Annotated in this window: 4 protein-coding genes; 1 reads left to right on the top strand and 3 read right to left on the bottom strand. The window is 46.8% G+C overall.

What is annotated here, in order from left to right; translation table 11 throughout:
• Positions 1–32: 32 nt before the first annotated feature.
• The 3 genes from F6K46_RS11010 to F6K46_RS11000 form a co-directional block, all read right to left on the bottom strand.
• Positions 33–17,138 (bottom strand): non-ribosomal peptide synthase/polyketide synthase, encoded by a 17,106-nt coding sequence (locus F6K46_RS11010; RefSeq protein ID WP_293056136.1) that lies wholly within the window; start codon positions 17,136–17,138, stop codon positions 33–35.
• Between the two features lie 94 nt (positions 17,139–17,232).
• Positions 17,233–18,246, bottom strand: coding sequence for an aspartate/glutamate racemase family protein (locus F6K46_RS11005; RefSeq protein ID WP_293056134.1), 1,014 nt, complete (start codon positions 18,244–18,246; stop codon positions 17,233–17,235).
• A gap of 4 nt (positions 18,247–18,250) precedes the next feature.
• Positions 18,251–19,060, bottom strand: a complete 810-nt coding sequence (locus F6K46_RS11000; protein WP_293056130.1) for a hypothetical protein — start codon at positions 19,058–19,060, stop codon at positions 18,251–18,253.
• 173 nt (positions 19,061–19,233) lie between these two features.
• On the opposite strand from F6K46_RS11000, the gene F6K46_RS10995 reads away from it, so the two are divergent.
• Positions 19,234–19,401, top strand: a complete 168-nt coding sequence (locus F6K46_RS10995) for a hypothetical protein (protein ID WP_293117007.1) — start codon at positions 19,234–19,236, stop codon at positions 19,399–19,401.
• Positions 19,402–19,460 lie beyond the last annotated feature (59 nt).

The raw sequence follows: 19,460 nt of genomic DNA, 5'->3' as shown, positions 1-19,460 counted from the left end.
CTCTTTCCATTTTCCATTAAAGGCTTTGAAGGTTAATTCTCCAAAAAACCACTTTCTCTAAAGTAGCAGAGGTAAGTTTTAAATAAATCCTGATTAACCTCCGGTAACTTGATACCACTTCCCTTTAAACCATCAACTACATTGCGACAATCGTACTCAATTAAGTTTGTTGTGTTTGTTGTGTTTGACGGTGATTCCGGGAAGTTGGGTAAGTAAGGGTAGAGAGGATTTTCCATATCCTCGATTAACTTGGAACGCCAATCAGTATAGTCAATTTCTTCCAAGCTATAGCCCAGGGAGCGCACCCACTCAAAAATTTCCCTGAAAGGCACGGATTGTGGATTAATTAAATGGAACGCCTTCCCAAATAAACGGTTTTGTTGAGACAGGCAAACAATCGCTCGGCTGACATAATCTACTGGAACGAGGTTTTCTGAAAAACCATTCCAGTTAGGAAAACTTTGGAGTCGAATACATCCTTTCACCAGTCGCGAGAGTAAGTCATCGAAACTAGAGAAACCGGTTTGACTGTGACCACTAATCCTCGACGGTCGATAGATAGTTATGGGCAAACCGCGCTCTTTCGCTTCCCAAACTAACTGTTCTCCTACCCACTTAGTCTGAACATAGCCTACGTTTGGTAAATCAGAATGATTGGTAGTTGCTGACTCGAGAATGGGTTGGTCAGTTTGGGATGTTGAGAATAGAGTAGAAACGTAATGAACAGGTTTGATCTTTCCTAAACTAGCCAGTCTTAACACGTCTTGGGTTCCCAAAACATTCGCATCTTTTAAAAGAGCATAAGACCACAGATGATGAACCTTAGCTCCAACGTGATAAACCACATCAATGTCTTGGCATAAATTCTTATACTCAGTTGCTGAGAGTCCAAAACGACTGGTTCCTAAATCTCCGATGATGGGAATAATTCGAGATGTCAAATTCTCACGCCATAAACCAGTTGCTTCTAACTTGCTCTTCAGTCTTTCTTTGCCAGCATCACGATTATCAGCCCGAACCAAACAATAGACAATAGCATCCGTTGTAGTCAAGAGTTCAGAAAGTAAATGAATTCCCAAGAAACCTGTTGCACCGGTTAATAAAATTCGTTCCATTGGACTGACGATTGGCGCGATCGCAGTTGATGGCTGAATATCTGGATCTAAAGCAGCTTCTACTTCTAAATCCCAAGTCTGGGATTGATAGTCTCCAGTTACTAAAGCTTGGTCGATTGCACTAGCCAAATCAGAAACAGAGGGATAATCAAACAATGCCCTTAGAGATAAATTAATCTCGAAGGCTTCACGAATGCGAAACATCAGTTGAGTAGCCAATAGAGAATGACCACCTAACTCAAAGAAACTATCATCAAGGCTAATCGTTTCAGGGTGCAGGGAGAGAATTTCGGCAAAAAGACTAGCGATGCGAATTTGACTCTCTGTTTTAGGTGCAACGAACTCACTGCTGTGGCTGAAGGCAGGATCAGGGGCAGGTAAAGCTTTGCGGTCTATCTTACCACTGAGAGACAGGGGTAATGACGTCAGGGGCACCACTACACTGGGAACCATGTAGTCTGGTAAGTGCTGTCTGGCATACTCTTTGAGAGCCTTAATGTCAAGATCATCATCCCCAACTACATAGGCTACCAGGCGCTTGTTCCCTGGGGTATCTTCCCGGGGGATGACCACGCATTCCTGCACCTGCTGGTGGCCACTGAGCACGGATTCAATTTCCCCCAGTTCGATACGGAAGCCTCTGATTTTGACTTGATGGTCAATGCGACCGAGGAATTCAATGTTGCCATCCCGGCGGTAGCGAGCCAAGTCTCCTGTCTTGTAGAGACGACCTTCGCCGAAGGGATTGGGAATGAATTTTTCTACGGTTAGCTCCGGGCGATTCAAATATCCTCGGGCTAGACCGATACCACCAATATGAAGTTCTCCAGGAATGCCAATCGGGGTAGGATTACCATTACTATCCAAGATATAGATAGTTCGATTCGGCAAAGGACGACCAATAGGCACTCGTGGCATAGAGCTATCGGTGTTTAAGGCTCCAGCAATATCAAATGTAGTTGTGGTAATGGTTGCTTCTGTTGGACCGTAAGCATTGAGCAAGCCGACTGAATCTAACCAGGGATTTTGTTGGCACAGTTGTTGCCAAAGTTTGATGGTTTCTGGTTGAAGCACATCGCTACCAGAAACCACTAGTCGCAGATCAGGTAGAGGGGGAGCATCTTGAGGATTTTGCTGTTGCCAGTGTAACCATTGGTGCCAGTAGCTGGGGGGGAGATTAACAAATGTCAGTTCCAGCTCCATCAATTTCTGGTGAAACTCAGGCACAGTCCACAGGTCAGGGTCTCTGAGCACCAAGGTGGCTCCACTGATTAAAGGGGGGAAGATTTCTTCTAGGGCAGCGTCAAAACTGAAAGAGGTAAATTGAAGAAACCGATCCTGACTGGTTACTTGATAATGTTCTGTAATGCCATAACAATGGCTAGCAATGGCCTGATGTTCGATTAAAACTCCCTTAGGTTGACCAGTAGACCCAGATGTATAAATCACATAGGCAAGGTGTTGGGGTTGGATATTGACAGAAGGTGCAACGGTATCTTGCTGGGCGATCGCTGACCAATCTGCATCCAAATAAACGACTTTTACCTGAGATTCGGGCAATCTTGCCCGTAACGCTTTGTGAGTGAGCAAAACAGCAATTCCTGAATCTTCCAGCATATAAGTCAGTCGAGCTGTAGGATAATCAGGATCGAGGGTCACATAAGCCCCTCCTGCTTTAAGAATCCCCAACAAGCCCACCACCATCTCTATAGAACGCTCCACACAAATGCCCACCAAGGTCTCAGGCTTTACCCCCAAGCCTTGGAGATAGTGGGCTAACTGATTGGCACCGGCATTCAACTCTTGATAAGTCAACTGCTCACCGGCAAAGACTACTGCCACAGCCTCTGGTGTCCGCTCTGCCTGTGTTTCAAATAGCTTATGAATGCAATGGTCTTGGGGATAGTCTACCCTGGTGTTATTCCACCCCACCAACAACTGCTGGCCCTCGTTGGTACTCAGTAACGGTAACTGCTCAACCCGTTCCTCTGGATTAGCCACAATCCCAGCTAGTAAGGTTTTAAAATTACTAGCGATCCGAACAATAGTCTCCCAGTCAAACAGATCACTGTTGTATTCCCAGTATCCAATTAACTCTGACGGGGTATCTATCATTGATAACGTTAGATCGAACTGGGCGATTTGCAGATCCTGTTTAATGGGGGTGAGGGTTAAGTTGGAAAACTGCTCATAAGTGGGTCTTTGCTCTAACTGAAACATGACCTGAAACAAGGGACTATGACTCAGGGAACGTTCTGGTTGCAGAATTTCCACCACTTTTTCAAAAGGAATATCCTGATGACTATAGGCAGACAGAGCCACCTGACGCACCTGCCCAAGCAGTTCTCTAAAACTGGGATTACCTTCAGTTCGAGTACGTAGCACTAAAGTATTAACAAAGAAGCCAATCAGGGATTCGGTTTGACCATGATGGCGATTGGCAACAGGAGTACCAATGAGCATATCCTGCTGGCCGCTGTAGCGTGAGAGGAGGACGGCAAAGGCAGCCAGCAAGGTCATAAACAACGTGCTATTAGTCCCTCGGGCTAAGGTTCGCAACTTTTGGGACAGAGCAGTGTCGAGCTGAAACTGGAAGTGCCCTCCCCGAAAACGTTGTACAGATGGTCGGGGGCGGTCTGTGGGCAAATTGATCGGGGAGCATACATCAGCTAACTGCCGTTTCCAGTACTCACCTTGTTGCTCAATCACAGATCCTGTCAGCCACTCACGTTGCCAAGCAGCATAGTCAACGTACTGAATTTGCAACGCTGGGAGGGGAGACGGTTGCCCAGCTACAAAAGCGCTATAGAGGGTTGACAGTTCCTGTAAAAGCAGCCCCATGGACCAGCCATCCGAGACAATGTGGTGTAGGGTCAGGAATAGGGCATGGTCTTCTGGGGATAACTGCAACAGAGTAGCCCTGATTGGCCAATCCTGCTTGAGATCAAAGGGTTTCTGAGCTTCTGCGGTCGCCCATTTCTGGAGGTTGTGTTGGTGATTACCGTCCTGTATTAGCTCCACTACAGCTAACTTAAGCTCAGCACAGGGATCGATTGTTTGCAGTGGAATGCCGTTAACAACCTGAATGCGGGTTCGCAGAATACTATGGCGTTGAACAATTTCCTGAAGTCCTCGCTCCAAGGCCCCCACATCTAGTAAACCTTTAATTTCCAAGGCAAACGGCATGTTATAAGTGGCGTTAGGCTGTCCTTCTAGCTGATTGAGAAACCAAAGGCGGGCTTGGGCAAAAGAGAGGGGGAGGGGTTGGCCTTCGGACTCCCTTGGTATAATTTCCGGTACAGTCAATCCAGGAGTGATTTGTTGGCTTTGGGTAACTAGAGAGGCCAAACCCGCAACTGTAGGCGATTCAAATATAGCCCTCACCGGTAATTCAACCTCGAACGCTTCCCGCAGTCGAGAAATGACCTTGGTTGCCAGCAATGAATGTCCCCCTAGGGCAAAGAAATTATCGTGGATACCCACCTGTTCTTGCCCTAATACCCTAGCTAGGATAGTGGCGATGATTGTTTCAGCCGGGGTACTCGGAGCCACAAAATCTGTCGAGCGCTCTTGTTCAAAATCGGGAATGGGTAAAGCACGACGATCAACTTTACCATTGGGGGTTAAGGGAAAGCTATCCAGTAAGACAATGGCATTGGGCACCATATAATCCGGAAGCTTTTGTTGAAGAAAATGCCTTAGTTCAGCACTACTAGCCTGCTGTTCACTTCTGATCACATAAGCAACCAAGGATTTATCCCCTGGGCGATCTTGTCTTACCATAACCAGGGCTTGGTTGACCATAGGATGTTGAGATAAGACCGCTTGAATTTCCCCCAGCTCAATCCGAAAGCCTCGGATCTTAACTTGATTATCGATTCGTCCGATAAACTCAATATTGCCATCCGGTAAATAGCGTGCCTTATCCCCCGTCTTGTAAAGAATCTCACCCTCTAGAAAAGGACTGGCAATAAACCGTTCTGCGTTCAGTTCTCGACGATTGAGATAGCCCCTGGCCACTCCATCACCGCCGGTGTACAGTTCCCCTACTACCCCGATGGGAACTGGTTGGTGTTGGGAATCTAAAATGTAAACTCGGGTATTGGCAACGGGGCGACCGATGGGCATTGATTGTTCCAATGAAGCTTCCGTCGGCACCGAGTAGTAAGAGGTAAGGGTTGTGTTCTCTGTTGGACCATAGGCATTAATGAGCTGGCAATGAGGTAGGGCTTGACGAAATTTATGTCCATGGGATACAGACAATACATCTCCACCTGTCACTAGTAAACGCAAGGAGTGTAAATCCTCTAACCCCTCGTCCACAACCAAATGAAATAGCCCAGTGGTCAGCAGCACAATTGTGACCTGATGTTGTCTCATGACTTGCCCCAAGACTTCCAAGGACAGTTGCTGTTCTGGAAATAGAACTAGACAAGCCCCATTCAGCAAACTTCCCCATATTTCCCAGGGGGCTGCATCAAAAGAAATCGATGCCACTTGGAGAACAACATCATTGGCAGTAAATTTGGCATAGTTGGTATTCTTCACCAGCCGCACAATATTCCGGTGGGTAATGCTGACCCCTTTCGGTTGTCCTGTGGACCCGGAGGTATACATGACGTAAGCCAAAGATGTCGCTGTGGCGGGGGCGTTTAAATTCTCTGTGGGATGGGCTGCAATCGTCTTACCGTCGATATCCAGATTGACAGAATGGGCTACCTGTGGTAAGCTCTGACTCACACCCGTTTCGGTCAGGATTACCTTCAAACCAGCATTCTCTACCATGAAAGCTAGCCGCTCAGGGGGATAAGTGGGATCCAGGGGAAGGTACGCTCCACCTGCTTTGAGAATTGCTAACAGGGCGATGATTAGATTAAGCGATCGCTCTAAACAAACCCCCACCAAACTCTCTGAACCAACCCCCAAGGTTTGCAAGTAATAGGCCAGTTGGTTAGCCTTTTGATTCAACTCCTGATAGGTTAAGGTTTGGTCTGCCAAAACCACTGCTACTGCATCTGGGGTGTTTTGGACAATAGCTTCAAATAACTGGTGAACGCAGGTATTACGAGGATAATTGGTTTGGGTCTGATTCCACTCCACTAACAATTGTTGTCGTTCGGCGGGGGTGAGCAGAGGAAGTTCACCAATAGCTTGACTGCTGTCAGCTATAACACCTTGCAATAGGGTCTGGAAATGCCCCAACATCCGTTGGATGGTTTCTGGTTTGAATAAATCGGTGCTGTAAACACACAATCCTGACAGACCCTGCTCACTCTCGAACAGGTGAAGTTCTAAATCAAATTCACGGGTTGTTGTCACCTCCAATTTGATCGCTTCTGCCTTCAAGCCAGACAGTGCTAAATCCGTTATCGGTGCATTTTGAAGGGCAAATACTACCTGAACTAGAGGATGATGATTAAGGCTACGTTCGGGCTGTAATTCCTCTACTAACTTCTCAAAGGGTAAGTCTTGATGAGTATAAGCGTCCAAGGTGGTTGTTCGGACTTGAGTGAGTAAATCAAGGAAGCTCGGATTGCCTGATAGGTCTGAGCGCAAGACTAAGGTGTTGACAAAAAAGCCAATCAGGGGTTCTATTTCCCCTTGATTACGGTTAGCAATGGGAGACCCTACTACAATATCTGTTTGCCCAGAGTAGCGACAGAGCAATACATCGAACGCTGCTAACAAAGTCATGAACAGGGTAACCCCGGCTTTTTGACTTAATTCTTTCAGCTTTTGGGTGAGGTTGGCATCCAACTCAAAACGTTCCCGACTGCCTCGGAAGGTTTGCATTGCCGGTCGAGCATAATCCGTAGGCAGTTCTAATAAGGGTGGAATCCCAGCCAGTTGCTGTTTCCAGTAGTTGATTTGAGTGTCTAGAACCTGCTGGGCTAACCATTGGCGTTGCCAATAGGCAAAGTCTCCATACTGAATGGTCAAAGGGGTCAAGGGGGAAGCATGACCCTCACAGAATGCCTGGTAAAGTTGGGCTAATTCCCGCCGAAATACTCCGATGGACCAACCATCTGAGATGATGTGGTGCATGGTTACCAGTAACACATGGTCAGTAGGGGATAGTTGCAGCAGTTTGAAGCGAATAAGTCTGTCTTTGGTCAGGTCAAAGGATTGTTGAGCCTCTGCTTGAATTAAGTGTTTAACCTCGGTATCTTGTTCTGCACTGGTCAGCTCCATCACTGGCAAGGTGACTGTGACCGTATCGGTAATGTACTGATAGGGAACTTCATTACTATCGACCTTAAAGATAGTGCGTAGGCTCTCATGGCGTTGGACGATTGCTTGTAAACTCCTCTCCAAGGCTACTTGGTCTAGGTTTCCTTCTAACTGGCAAGCACTGAACATGTTATAGCTAGAGCTAGCACCTTGGAGTTGATGGAGAAACCAAAGCCGTTGTTGGGCAAAGGACAGGGGTAGAGGTTCTGTGCGTGGAATCGGTTCAATGGCAGGTAAGGGGACCCTTGTATCCTTCACAGCGAAGTCCACTGCTTGAGCTAGTCCTACCAAGGTTGGCTGCTCAAACATGACCTTGAGGGGTAGCTCAACCCCGAAGCTGTGACGGATACGAGAGATAACTTGGGTTGCTAGTAGGGAATGCCCCCCCAGCTCAAAGAAGTTGTCCTCAAGACCGATGTGCTCGATCTTTAAAACATCAGTCCAAATCGTGGCTAATAGTTCTTGGGTGGGGGTAGTGGGTGCAACAAAGCTTGTGTTTCTTGGCAAATCTATTGTTTCTGGCGCTGGCAATGCACGGCGATCGACCTTGCCATTGGGGGTTAAGGGTAGATGCTCCAGAACAATCAATTGCTGAGGCACCATATACTCCGGCAATTTCCCTTGCAAAAACTGACGGACTTGAGGCAGTAGTTTGTCAGTTACCTTACCTTGCAAAGGGATATTGCCATAGTCATGCCACCGAACCACACCCATTTGCTGTGATTGCCAAAAGGCGATTTTTGGAGCTGTAGTGGCAAGATTCTGACGAATAAAGGCCACATCATAACATCCGGTAGCACTGGCTTCCCACCAACTCAATCGGACTTCGTATCCTAGTTCCTCACCCAATTCCCAGAATAGATCAGGTTCAATTCCCCCAGAGTTCTGGGGAGACAGGTATTGCCGCAGATGTTCAACAGTTTTTAGTTCAGGTGTAGGATCATCCAAGCACTGTTGAATCTTTAAAGCTTCTTGAACTCGTGCATTAGGGATACGAAGAATGCCCAAAGATTCTGGACGTTGTTGAGCTAAGGTGCGACGAACTTTAGCTAAAGTGACAGAATCCCTCTGCCAATCTTGCCAAGGAATGTCCATGTGCCCAGTTTTTGCCCGAACAGACTCTGACACTCCCCTGTTACTCTCCTCTCCCTGTGCCCCAATAGCTTCGATGTGGAGGGTGACATCATAGCGAAATTGTGTCAATTCATTGTGGAATTTCCCTCGTTTTGGTTGAATCTCCACATGGCTGATCTGTGGAAAATAGTGCGGTAAGGCCACGAAAAAGCTTGGAGTAATCACCAGCTCCTCTTCTGCACGAAGACTACGCTGCCGATGACCTTGTAACTGTTCTAAGGTCATCCCCTGTTCAGCTTGTATAAATTGGACTAAAGTGTGGAAAGCATCCAACAAAGAGCCATTGCGCACATCTCCGACAAAAATTCGACTGTTAGTGTTAGGGTCAAGGGCATTGATCGCACCTTCTAAAATTGTTAAAAGATAATCAATACTGGGAAAGTACTGCACGATCGAGTTAAGAATAACTGTATCAAATGCTCCTTGAGGAATTCCCTCAAAATCATGGGCTAACTTATGGTGTAAAACCACATGGGCTAAAGACGGTTTCCCTTGTTGCAGGCGTTTAGTATGGTCTAAAACTGCACTAGAGTAATCGGTGCCATGATAGCGCTTACAGTTTGGTGCAATCTGATTAATGAGCAACCCAGTTCCACAGCCAATTTCTAGAACCGACTGAGGACGAGCCGTATTAATCCGTGCCACAGTAGTCTCAAGCCACTCCCGCATTTCAATGGATGGGATAGGTTGGCCGGAATAACTACTATTCCATCCCAAAATATTGAAATCCAACTCTAGATGGTCATGCTTTGACTCGTAGACTTGTTCGTAGAGATTTTGCCATTCTTCTAAAAGTTCAGTCTCTGCTTGAGCAATTAACTGGGAAATGTCTTGTCGAGTCCAGTTAATTGCTAAATAAGCAATCAGACTTTTATCGCCAGATTGGTTGTGATGAAGGGAAACAACATTTTGAGCAATGGCAGGGTGTTGTCCTAAAGTGGCCTCAATTTCTCCAAGTTCAATCCGGAAACCACGAATTTTAACTTGATGATCGATCCGTCCGATAAACTCAATATTGCCATCGGGTAAATAGCGTGCCTTATCGCCAGTTTTGTATAGGTGCTCGCCTTCTACAAAAGGACTTGAGATAAATCGTTCTGCGGTCAGGGCGGGACGATTCCAATAACCCCTGGCCAATCCATCGCCCCCCAGATAAAGCTCCCCAGTTAGGCCGATGGGAACGGGTTGTTGATGGTGATCGAGAATGTAGACCTGGGTATTGGCAATTGGCTGACCAATGGGAATAGTTGTCGCTTCTTTTGGCAGGGTTTCTACGGGATACCATAGGGAAAAAGTCGTGTTTTCAGTAGGGCCGTAGACATGGAGAAGTCTATTTGGGGGATCTGCTGCCAAGGCGGCTCTTACCGGTGTGGGATCGACCGCTTCTCCCCCGAATAAGACGGTTCTCAGACCAGCAAAAATGTCTGGCAACTCATTAACTAACTGATTGAATAAAGCCGTGGTCAGAAACAGGGTAGTGATTCCATGCTGGCGTAAGTGCTTGTGTAAATCATTAGCTGATAGCAGAGTGTCTTTGGGAATACCAATTAGTTGTCCTCCATTGAGGAGTGCGCCCCAAATCTCAAAGGTAGCAGCATCGAAGGCTACATTGGAGGCTTGGGCAATACGGTCAGACGCTCCTAGTTTCACATAGTTGGTATTCTTCACCAGCCGCACAATATTGCGATGGGTAACCCTGACCCCTTTCGGTTGTCCTGTAGACCCGGAGGTATACATGACGTAAGCCAAAGATGTGGCCGTAGCGGGTGATTTTAAATTCTCTAAAAGATGGGCTGCAATCGTCTTACCGTGGGTATCGAGATTGACAGAATCGGCCACCTGTGGGAGATTTTCCCTCAGACTCGTTTCGGTGAGTATTACCTGAATACCAGCATTCTCTACCATGAAAGCCAGTCGCTGGGGAGGATAAGTTGGGTCGAGGGGAAGGTACGCTCCACCTGCTTTGAGAATTGCTAACAGGGCAATGATTAGGTTGGGCGATCGCTCTAAACAAACCCCCACCAAACTCTCTGGACCAATACCCAAGCTTTGCAAGTAATGGGCCAGTTGGTTGGCCTGCTGATTCAATTCCCGATAGGTTAAGGTTTGTTCGTTCCAGACCACCGCTATTGCATCTGGGGTGTTTTGGGCTTGGGCTTCAAATAACTGGTGAACGCAGGCATGACGAGGATAATCGGTTTGGGTCTGATTCCACTCCACTAACAATTGCTGTCGTTCAGCGGGGGTGAGCAGAGGAAGTTCACCAATGGCTTGACTGCTGTCAGCTACAACAGCTTGCAATAGGGTCTGGAAATGCCCCAACATCCGTTGAATTGTTTCTGTGTTGAATAAATCACTGCTGTACACGCAAAGTCCTGATAAACCCTCCGGATCATCCCAAAGGTGAAGCTCTAGATCGAACTCACGGGTTGCTCCGGTATCCAATTCCAGAGTTTCTGCTTTCAAGCTAGGCAAATCTAAATCGGTTCTCGGTGCATTTTGCAGGGCAAACACTACCTGAACTAGAGGATGGTGATCAAGACGACGTTCTGGCTGTAACTCCTCTACTAATTTCTCAAAGGGTAAGTCTTGATGAGTATATGCTTCTAATGTGGTTTTTCGGACTTGAGTGAGTAGATCCTCGAAGCTCCGATTTCCTGATAGGTCTGAGCGCAACACTAAGGTGTTGACAAAAAAGCCAATCAGGGGTTCTATTTCCGCCTGATTACGGTTAGCAATGGCAGACCCCACCACAATGTCTGTTTGCCCAGAGTAGCGACAGAGCAATACATCAAACGCTGCTAACAAAGTCATGAACAGCGTCACCCCGGCTTTTTGACTCAATTCTTTCAACTTTTGGGTCAGGCTAGCATCCAACTGAAAACGCTCCCGACTGCCTCCGAAGGTTTGCCTTGCCGGTCGAGGATAATCTGTGGGCAGTTCTAATAAGGGTGGAATCCCAGCCAGTTGCTGTTTCCAGTAGTCTAGTTGAGTTTCTAGAACCTGCTGGGCTAACCATTGGCGTTGCCAATAGGCAAAGTCTCCATACTGAATTGTCAATGGTGGTAAGGATGCCTCCTCACCTTCACAAAATGCCTGGTAAAGTTGGCATAACTCGCCCCAAAATACTCCCATTGACCAGCCATCGGAGATGATGTGGTGCATGGTTACCAGTAATATATGGTCAGTAGGAGATAGTTGTAGCAGTTTAAACCTAATGAGTCGATCTTGGGCAAGATCGAAGGATTGTTGAGCTTCTGCTTTAATTAAGTCTTGAACCTGGCTTTGTTGTTCTCCACTTGTCAGCTCAATGACTGGCAAAGTTATTGTAACTGTATCGCTAATGTCCTGAAAAGGAACTCCATGACTACCGACTTTGAAGATAGTGCGCAAGTTTTCATGGCGCTGGACAATTGTTTGTAAACTTCGCTCCAAAGCTACTCGATTTAAGTTACCTTCTAACTTGTAAGCGCTCGGAATATTATAGCTAGGACTAGCACCTTCGAGTCGATCTAGAAACCAAAGCCGTTGTTGGGCAAAGGATAGGGGTATAGGTTCTGTGCGGGCAATCGGTTCAATGGCAGGTAAGGGGACCCTTGTATCCTTCACAGCTAAATCCACTGCTTGAGCTAGTCCTACCAAGGTTGGCTGCTCAAACATGACCTTGAGGGGTAGCTCAACCCCAAAACTCTGACGGATACGAGAGATAACTTGGGTCGCTAGCAGTGAATGACCCCCGAGGGCAAAGAAATTATCGTGGATACCCACCCGTTCAAGCCCTAATACCGTAGCTAAGATATTAGCGATCACTGTTTCAGCCGGGGTGCGAGGAGCCACAAAATCTGTCGAGCGCTCTTGTTCAAAATCAGGAGCAGGTAACCTACGGCGATCCACCTTACCATTAGGGGTTAAGGGAAAGCTATCCAGGCAAACAATGGCATTAGGCACCATATAATCCGGCAGCTTTTGTTGAAGAAAATGCCGTAGTTCAGAACTAAATGCCTGCTGTTGACTGCCCTTGACATAGGCCACCAGGGATTTATCCCCAGAACCGTCTTGTCTTACCATAACCAGGGATTGGCTTACCTGATGATGTTGAGATAAGACCGCTTCAATTTCCCCTAGCTCAATCCGAAAGCCTCGGATTTTAACTTGATAGTCAATGCGACCGATAAACTCAATATTGCCATCGGGCAAATACCGTACCTTATCCCCGGTCTTGTAAAGAATCTCACCCTGATCGAAAGGACTGGCAATAAAACGTTCTGGGTTGAGCTCCCGACGATTGAGATAGCCCCTGGCCACTCCATCACCCCCGGCATACAGTTCCCCCGCCACTCCAATGGGCACTGGTTGTTGCTGCCCATCTAAGATGTAGACTCGGGTATTGGCAATGGGACGACCGATGGGAATGGATTGACCGATGTTTTGCAGGCTCTCACCCGGCACCACTGGGTAGCAACAGGTAAAGGTGGTGTTCTCCGTCGGACCATAACCATTAATGAATTGACAATCAGGTAAAGCTTGACAACATTTGAGCACATGGGACACAGACAACACATCTCCACCAGCCATCAGTAGACGTAGAGATTGTAAATCTTCCAACCGCTCATCTACCATCAAGTGAAACAATCCAGCTGTCAACCATAGGGCTGTGACCTGATATTCCCCAATCACTTGCCCCAAGGCTTCTAAGGACGGTTTCGCTTCTGGGAACAGAACCAGACGGGAGCCATTGAGCAAACTGCCCCAGATTTCCCATGTGGCAGCATCAAAAGAAACTGAGGCTAACTGGAGAACCACATCATGGGTGGTAAATTGGGCATAGTTGGTATTCTTCACCAGCCGCACAATATTGCGATGGGTGACGCTGACCCCTTTTGGTTGTCCTGTGGAGCCGGAGGTATACATGACGTAGGCCAAAGATGTGGCCGTAGCGGGGGCGTCCAAATTCTCTTTGGGATGGGCTGCAATCGTCTTACCGTCGATATCCAGATTGACAGAATGGGCTACCTGTGGTAATCTATCACTCACACCCGTTTCAGTCACGATTACCTGAATACCAGCATTCTCTACCATGAAAGCCAGTCGCTCAGGAGGATAAGTAGGGTCGAGGGGCAGGTAGGCTCCACCGGCTTTGAGAATTGCTAACAGGGCGATGATTAGATGAGGCGATCGCTCCAAACAAACCCCGACCAAACTCTGTTGACCAACCCCCAAAGAAAGCAAGTAATGGGCGAGTTGGTTGGCCTGCTGATTCAACTCCTGATAGGTTAAGGTTTGTTCATTCAACACCACTGCTACTGCATCTGGTGTTTTTTCGACAATAGTTTCAAATAACTGGTGAACGCAGGCATGACGAGGATAATCGGTTTGAGTCTGATTCCACTCCACTAACAATTGCTGTCGTTCAGCAGCACTCAAAATGGGTAATTGAGCAATGGTTTGTTCTGGGTCACCAGTTATCCCCTCTACAAAAATTTGGAAATTTCTGGCCATCCGCTCAATTGTTGCGTGATCAAACAGGTTGGCATTGTATTCAAAAGCGCCAATCAGTTCTGTATTGCTTTCGGTCAGGGATAAGGTTAAATCAAAGGTAGCCCCAGCAGTGGGTTTGTCTAAAGACTTCGCACTGACAGTCAGCCCTGGCAACTCTAGGGTTTCCTTCGGGAAATTTTGCAAGGTAAACATCACCTGAAATAGGGGACTAACCCCTGGCAGCCGTTCCGGTTTCAGTTGCTCTACCAGCAGGTCGAACGGGACATCAGCATGGGCATAAGCGTCTAAGGCTATTTGACGAACCTGGGAAAGTAATTCATCGAAGGTATGCTGTTGGTTCGGTCGAGTGCGCAAGACTAAGGTATTAACGAAAAAGCCAATCAATGCCTCTGTTATGGCTGGGTTGCGGTTGGCGATGGGAGTCCCCACCAGAATATCGTCTTGATGGCAATAGCGAGACAGAAAACCGGAAAAGGCCGCAAACAGGGTAATGAATAGGGTTGTTGCCTTACCCTGGCTTAAGACATTGAGTTTTTGAGTTAAATCCCCATTGAGGTGAAATGGCACCCGGCCAGATTTGAAGGGTTGAGTTGTGCGGGGACGATCCAGGGGGAGGTTAAGTACTGGGGTAGCATCTGCTAATTGCTCTTGCCAGTATTTAATTTGGCTATCTCTAAACTCTCCAGTGAAGCGTTGGCGTTGCCAAGCTGCATAATCAACATACTGAATGGGCAGAGCCGGTAACGATGGCGGTGTCTGGGTTAAACCAGCTTTGTAAAGGGATGAGAGTTCTCTGAGCAAAACTTGTATTGACCAGTCATCACTAATGATGTGGTGCATGGTCAGTAGTAAAATTTGCTTTTCCCGTGAATTGCAAATTAGCGTAAATCGCAGCAGAGGGCCAACAGTTACATCGAAGGGGCGATTTTGTTCTTGGAGAATCACTTCCTCAATCCCATCGAACCCCTCAGTGGACAAGTCTACAATAGACAAGGGTAACCGAATGTGTGGGGCAATCACACCGAAAGGCATGCCCTCACGAGCTTCAAATGTCGTTCGTAGGATTTCGTGGCGGTCTATCAGGGTTGCGATCGCATTTTCTAAACTCGTTCTATCTAATGACCCGGTAATCACAAACGCTCTGACCAAGTTATAGGCAGCACGATTGTCTTCCAGTTGAGCCAGAAACCAGAGACCCTGTTGGGTTAAGGATAGAGGAATGTCTGCCTCTTTTGCCCTGGGAGTGGGGACTAATGGATAGTCACCAGTGCTACAAGTGCTAGTATTTACAGATTCTAGGTAATTTGAAAGCAGGCTAATTGTTGGTGTTTCAAAAATCTGCTTTAATGGCACTTCAATGCCTAGTCTATTAGAAATACGAGCCACAACTTGGCTGGCATCAAGGGAGTGTCCTCCTAATTCAAAGAAATTATTCTCAATGCCAATCGGCTCAATTTTTAGGACTTCCGACCAAATTTTGACTAAGCTTTCTTCTGTTGCGGTGCGGGGAGCAATAACGTTTAATTCTAATTGAGATGTTGATAGAATTGATTCCGGTTTTGGTAAAGCCCGTCGGTCAATTTTACCAGTTACAGTTAACGGTAATGACTCTAGCCAAATAAAGCCAGCTGGAACCATGTAACTGGGTAATTTGTCTCCCAAAGCAGCTTTTAATTCGTTGGCTGTCAGTCTATTTTGGGAATTTACCGGAGTCAGATAAGCTACTAGCTGTTGATCGCCCACTGCTCCCCCTGCTTCTGTCTGGGCTACTACAACCGCCTCTTTAACAGCGTCTAAGTTCAACAAACTGGCTTCCACTTCACTGGTTTCAACCCGATAACCTCGGATCTTGACCTGAAAATCTTTACGACCCAGGTGGAGCAAACAACCATCCGGTAATAACCGACCCAAATCTCCGGTTTTGAAATATCGGTGCTCGCCATCTGTGATAAACACTTGCTCGGTTCGCTCAGGCTGTTGCCAGTATCCCAAGGCTACTTGGCGAGAACGAACCACAATTTCACCAACCTCTCCCGGAGGTACCTCCTGCCCCGATTCATCCCATAGCAAAACATCCGTCCCCTCAACGCCATAGCCCGCAGGCACGGTCGGACCAGTGAGCACGGTTTCTTTAGTAATGGGAAATTGTCGCACTGGACTAATCTCTGTACCTCCAAGATTCACCATTAAGGTGCATTGGTCGGAAAAGTTTTCAACGAAAAGTTCGGCATCCTGTCGGTAAACCGTTTCGCTGCCAATTTGGATTAGTCGTAACTTGGGAAAATTTCCCAGCCCATCCAATGTTGAAACAAAGTGACGAAACAATGTCGCCACCGCAAACATAACGGTGATCTCATTATCTCGCAACCATCGACCTAACTGATGTAAGCCAATTTGCTTGACATCGAGGGGGAATAGGGCTGCTCCATTCAACAGTGCACAATAAATATCTCGCACTGCACCACCAAAGGCAGCTGAGTACAACAGTGAAAAGCGATCGCTAAAGCTAATCTTACCGCTGTTGGTATAGTTGCGGCATAGATTCAGGACATAGCGATGGTTTTGGAGCACACCCTTGGGGCGTCCTGTAGAACCGGAAGTGTAAAGAATATAAGCCAGGTCGTCAGGATCACAGTTAATCTCTAAGTTCTCATCTGAAATCCCTGGTTCTAGGCTGTCAATCCTTAAAATATCTTGGCTCAAAACATCTTGGCTCAAAATCCTCTGCTCAAACCCTGAAGCATCCAGATGGTAGCGATCGCTTAAAATTAACCTAGCCTTTGAGTCGTTAAGAATCAGGCGTTGGCGAGACTCTGGCAACGATATATCTAAGGGAACATAAAATTTCCCGGCCTTGAGTACCCCCAACATCCCTGCAATCATGCTTGGTCCGGTCTCAAATAACAGAGCAACCGGTTCAGACCCAGCCCCAAGCTTGGTTAAAACCGCTCGTGCAATCCGGTTAGCCCATTGGTTTAAGGCGTTGTAGGTTAGCTCTTGTCCTGGAAAACCGATGGCAAGACGATTCCCATGACGTGAAACCTGTTGTTCAAATTGCTCTACAATTGACCGTTCCACATGTTCTAAGGGGAAAGGCTCAAAGATCTGGTTTAGACTATCGTTGTCGAGAGGGGTCAGGGGTTTTACAGAGGGATTCATCGTTTGAGCTTAGGTGTTTGAGCTAAGTGTTTGAGCTTAAGTATTTGAGCTAATGTGGTTTGGACTGATCTGTTAAAAGATAGAACCTGTCTCGTTAGATGCTCAGTTTAATTGCTGCCATCGGCTGAAGGGTTTCAGCAGCACGGTTCAAAGCAAGTTGAACCGGATTAATCACCTCGAGCGCCGACAAAAACTGCTGCACTGCCCCTTTACTTGTTCCTTGCAGCGACTCCAGCAAACAGGGAATTTCGCTACAGCCTGGGATGATACAGTCCGGGTCGGGTTGGGTTTTGAGCAGGTCAACAAAGAAGCGTTCCCCTAATTCACAGGTCAAATCAGGATTAGAGGCTTTTACCCCCTGATAAATGCAGTCCATCAGGGTTAACTGCAAAGCATCACTTGGTTCGATCAGCTCAATGCCATTGGCCTGAAGGGGATCGGCGTAAACCTGTCCCCATCGCGTGGCACTGGTGCATAGGAGTAACGGTCGGTGCCAATTCCCATCTGTGAGATGCTTCACCACAGATTCAATTAACGAAATCCACTGGAGTTTAATGGCAATCTGGGGATGATTGTTCAGCAGCCTCTGCCACGCAAAAGGAAGGAAGTAATGGGCAGCATTACACAGGACAATCACTTGGATTGGAGTATTGCGTGTATAACATTGTGCAACTCCCACTTGAATTGCCATCTCTAGCATCGCCACTAACTCCTCTTCGGCCAAGGTTTTGACCAAGGTTTTGCTGCCAGCTTGCCTTTTTAAGGTCATGACTGCTGTTCGACTTGGCAGCGCACAGGCCTGTAATAACACAATTTCTCTCGTATCATCAAATATTTCACAGGCTTGCTCAAATCCCGATACTCCCGGTATTGGACCCATCCCTCCAATTAAGAGTAAGGGGGGAGCTTTGGTGTCCCGAGGCCGGAGTACCATCACCTCTGTGGGATAGTCTTGATCGGTAATCACTTCTCCCAAGTCCAAGTGAACCTTAGCAATGTCAGCTAATCTTCGTCGATAGGCTGGGATTGCCGTAATCGCCTGTTGAGCTGTTTCAAAACAGTACTGATGCTCTGGGTTAAGACGCGCAGATAAGGGATTCGTTGGCATGAATTTATTGAGTCATCATGTTAGTCAAGTCTACCATTACACTACCTAAACGAGTCAAATATTCTACAAATAAGTTCTGAGCCTGTTGGTAATCAATAGATGTGTTTGTGGCTTGACAATAGGCATTCAAGGCTTTGACCACAACCAAAAAGTGATCCACTTCCGTCTCATCAGCCACATGAGCGTGGATATAGGTCAAAGCTTGCTCTTTTTCTGCAGCAGAAAAGGAGTAATGACGATCAATGAGATCACTAAAAGCCTTTAGGGCAATGCTATACTCACCGTGGTTATAGATCTCAGAAAACATATTGGTGAACAATCCCTTGGGAATATCATTGACCACCATGTTCTGATAAATCCATTGTTTAAACTCTCTGGCTTTCGGTAAGCAATACTGGTCTAATTGCCAGGAAGCGTCATCCAAAAACCCCCCAGCCAAACGGTGATAAAGCTCAGCATGGGTTTGACCGCCATAGTCTAAACCGAGGTCTTCATAACTGGTCTCAGCGTTGAAGGCTCCCGCCATGAATAACTGTTCCCGTACTGAAGAGGAATTTGCGAAAGCCAGCCGTTGTAAGCGACAAGATAGACCATAGATCGCTAACATCTTAAGGTGAGTCGCCTTCCAGGAGTTAAAGAAATGAGCCAGAAATGACTTGGAGCAACGATGGGTAGGAACCAGTGCAAAGAAATTATCAATCTTGCTTACTGCCTCCGTTGCTTCACAGAAAGCTTGAGTCAATGACTGCCTCAACTGGGCGTCATCCACCATAGCGATTAGAGGATTTACCGTCTCTAACAACGAAATAGTCATAGTAAAAATGGCTACCCACAATTGCCTGTTCTAAGATAACTCATCGTGCTTTGATGTCAACATTTAAGTTGACTTTTAAGTGGATATTAAACTGAATTTAATAAACTACATTTTGTGCATTTCATAATGTAATATATGAACACATGTAGTATGTCATAATTAAAAATTTTGTTTTGGCAGGATTAGGGCTGGTGCGAGGGCTGGGCGATCGCTCTGATGCTGTAGTCTGGAATCTTCCTGATTCGGTAACCTACCTTAATGGTGTAGTCTGTCCAGTTTCTTTGCGTTCCCATAGCGGCTCTTTGAGAGCATCCCATTCCTTTTCTCTGCTATATCTATAGCAATCCAAGTTTATTTAACAACTTAATCTGACTGTCCAAAACTGTATTAATTGAAATAT

Origin of the sequence: Moorena sp. SIO3E8 (assembly GCF_010692445.1) — a bacterium.
In the GTDB taxonomy this organism is placed as follows: domain Bacteria; phylum Cyanobacteriota; class Cyanobacteriia; order Cyanobacteriales; family Coleofasciculaceae; genus Moorena; species Moorena bouillonii.
Note: the sequence above shows the minus strand (reverse complement) of the source record. Positions and strands in the feature narration are given on the sequence as shown.

Coding starts and splice junctions, on each gene's coding strand:
- F6K46_RS11000 (WP_293056130.1), bottom strand. CDS start 19,060: ATGACTATTTCGTTGTTAGAGACGGTAAATCCTCTAATCGCTATGGTG.
- F6K46_RS11005 (WP_293056134.1), bottom strand. CDS start 18,246: ATGCCAACGAATCCCTTATCTGCGCGTCTTAACCCAGAGCATCAGTAC.
- F6K46_RS11010 (WP_293056136.1), bottom strand. CDS start 17,138: ATGAATCCCTCTGTAAAACCCCTGACCCCTCTCGACAACGATAGTCTA.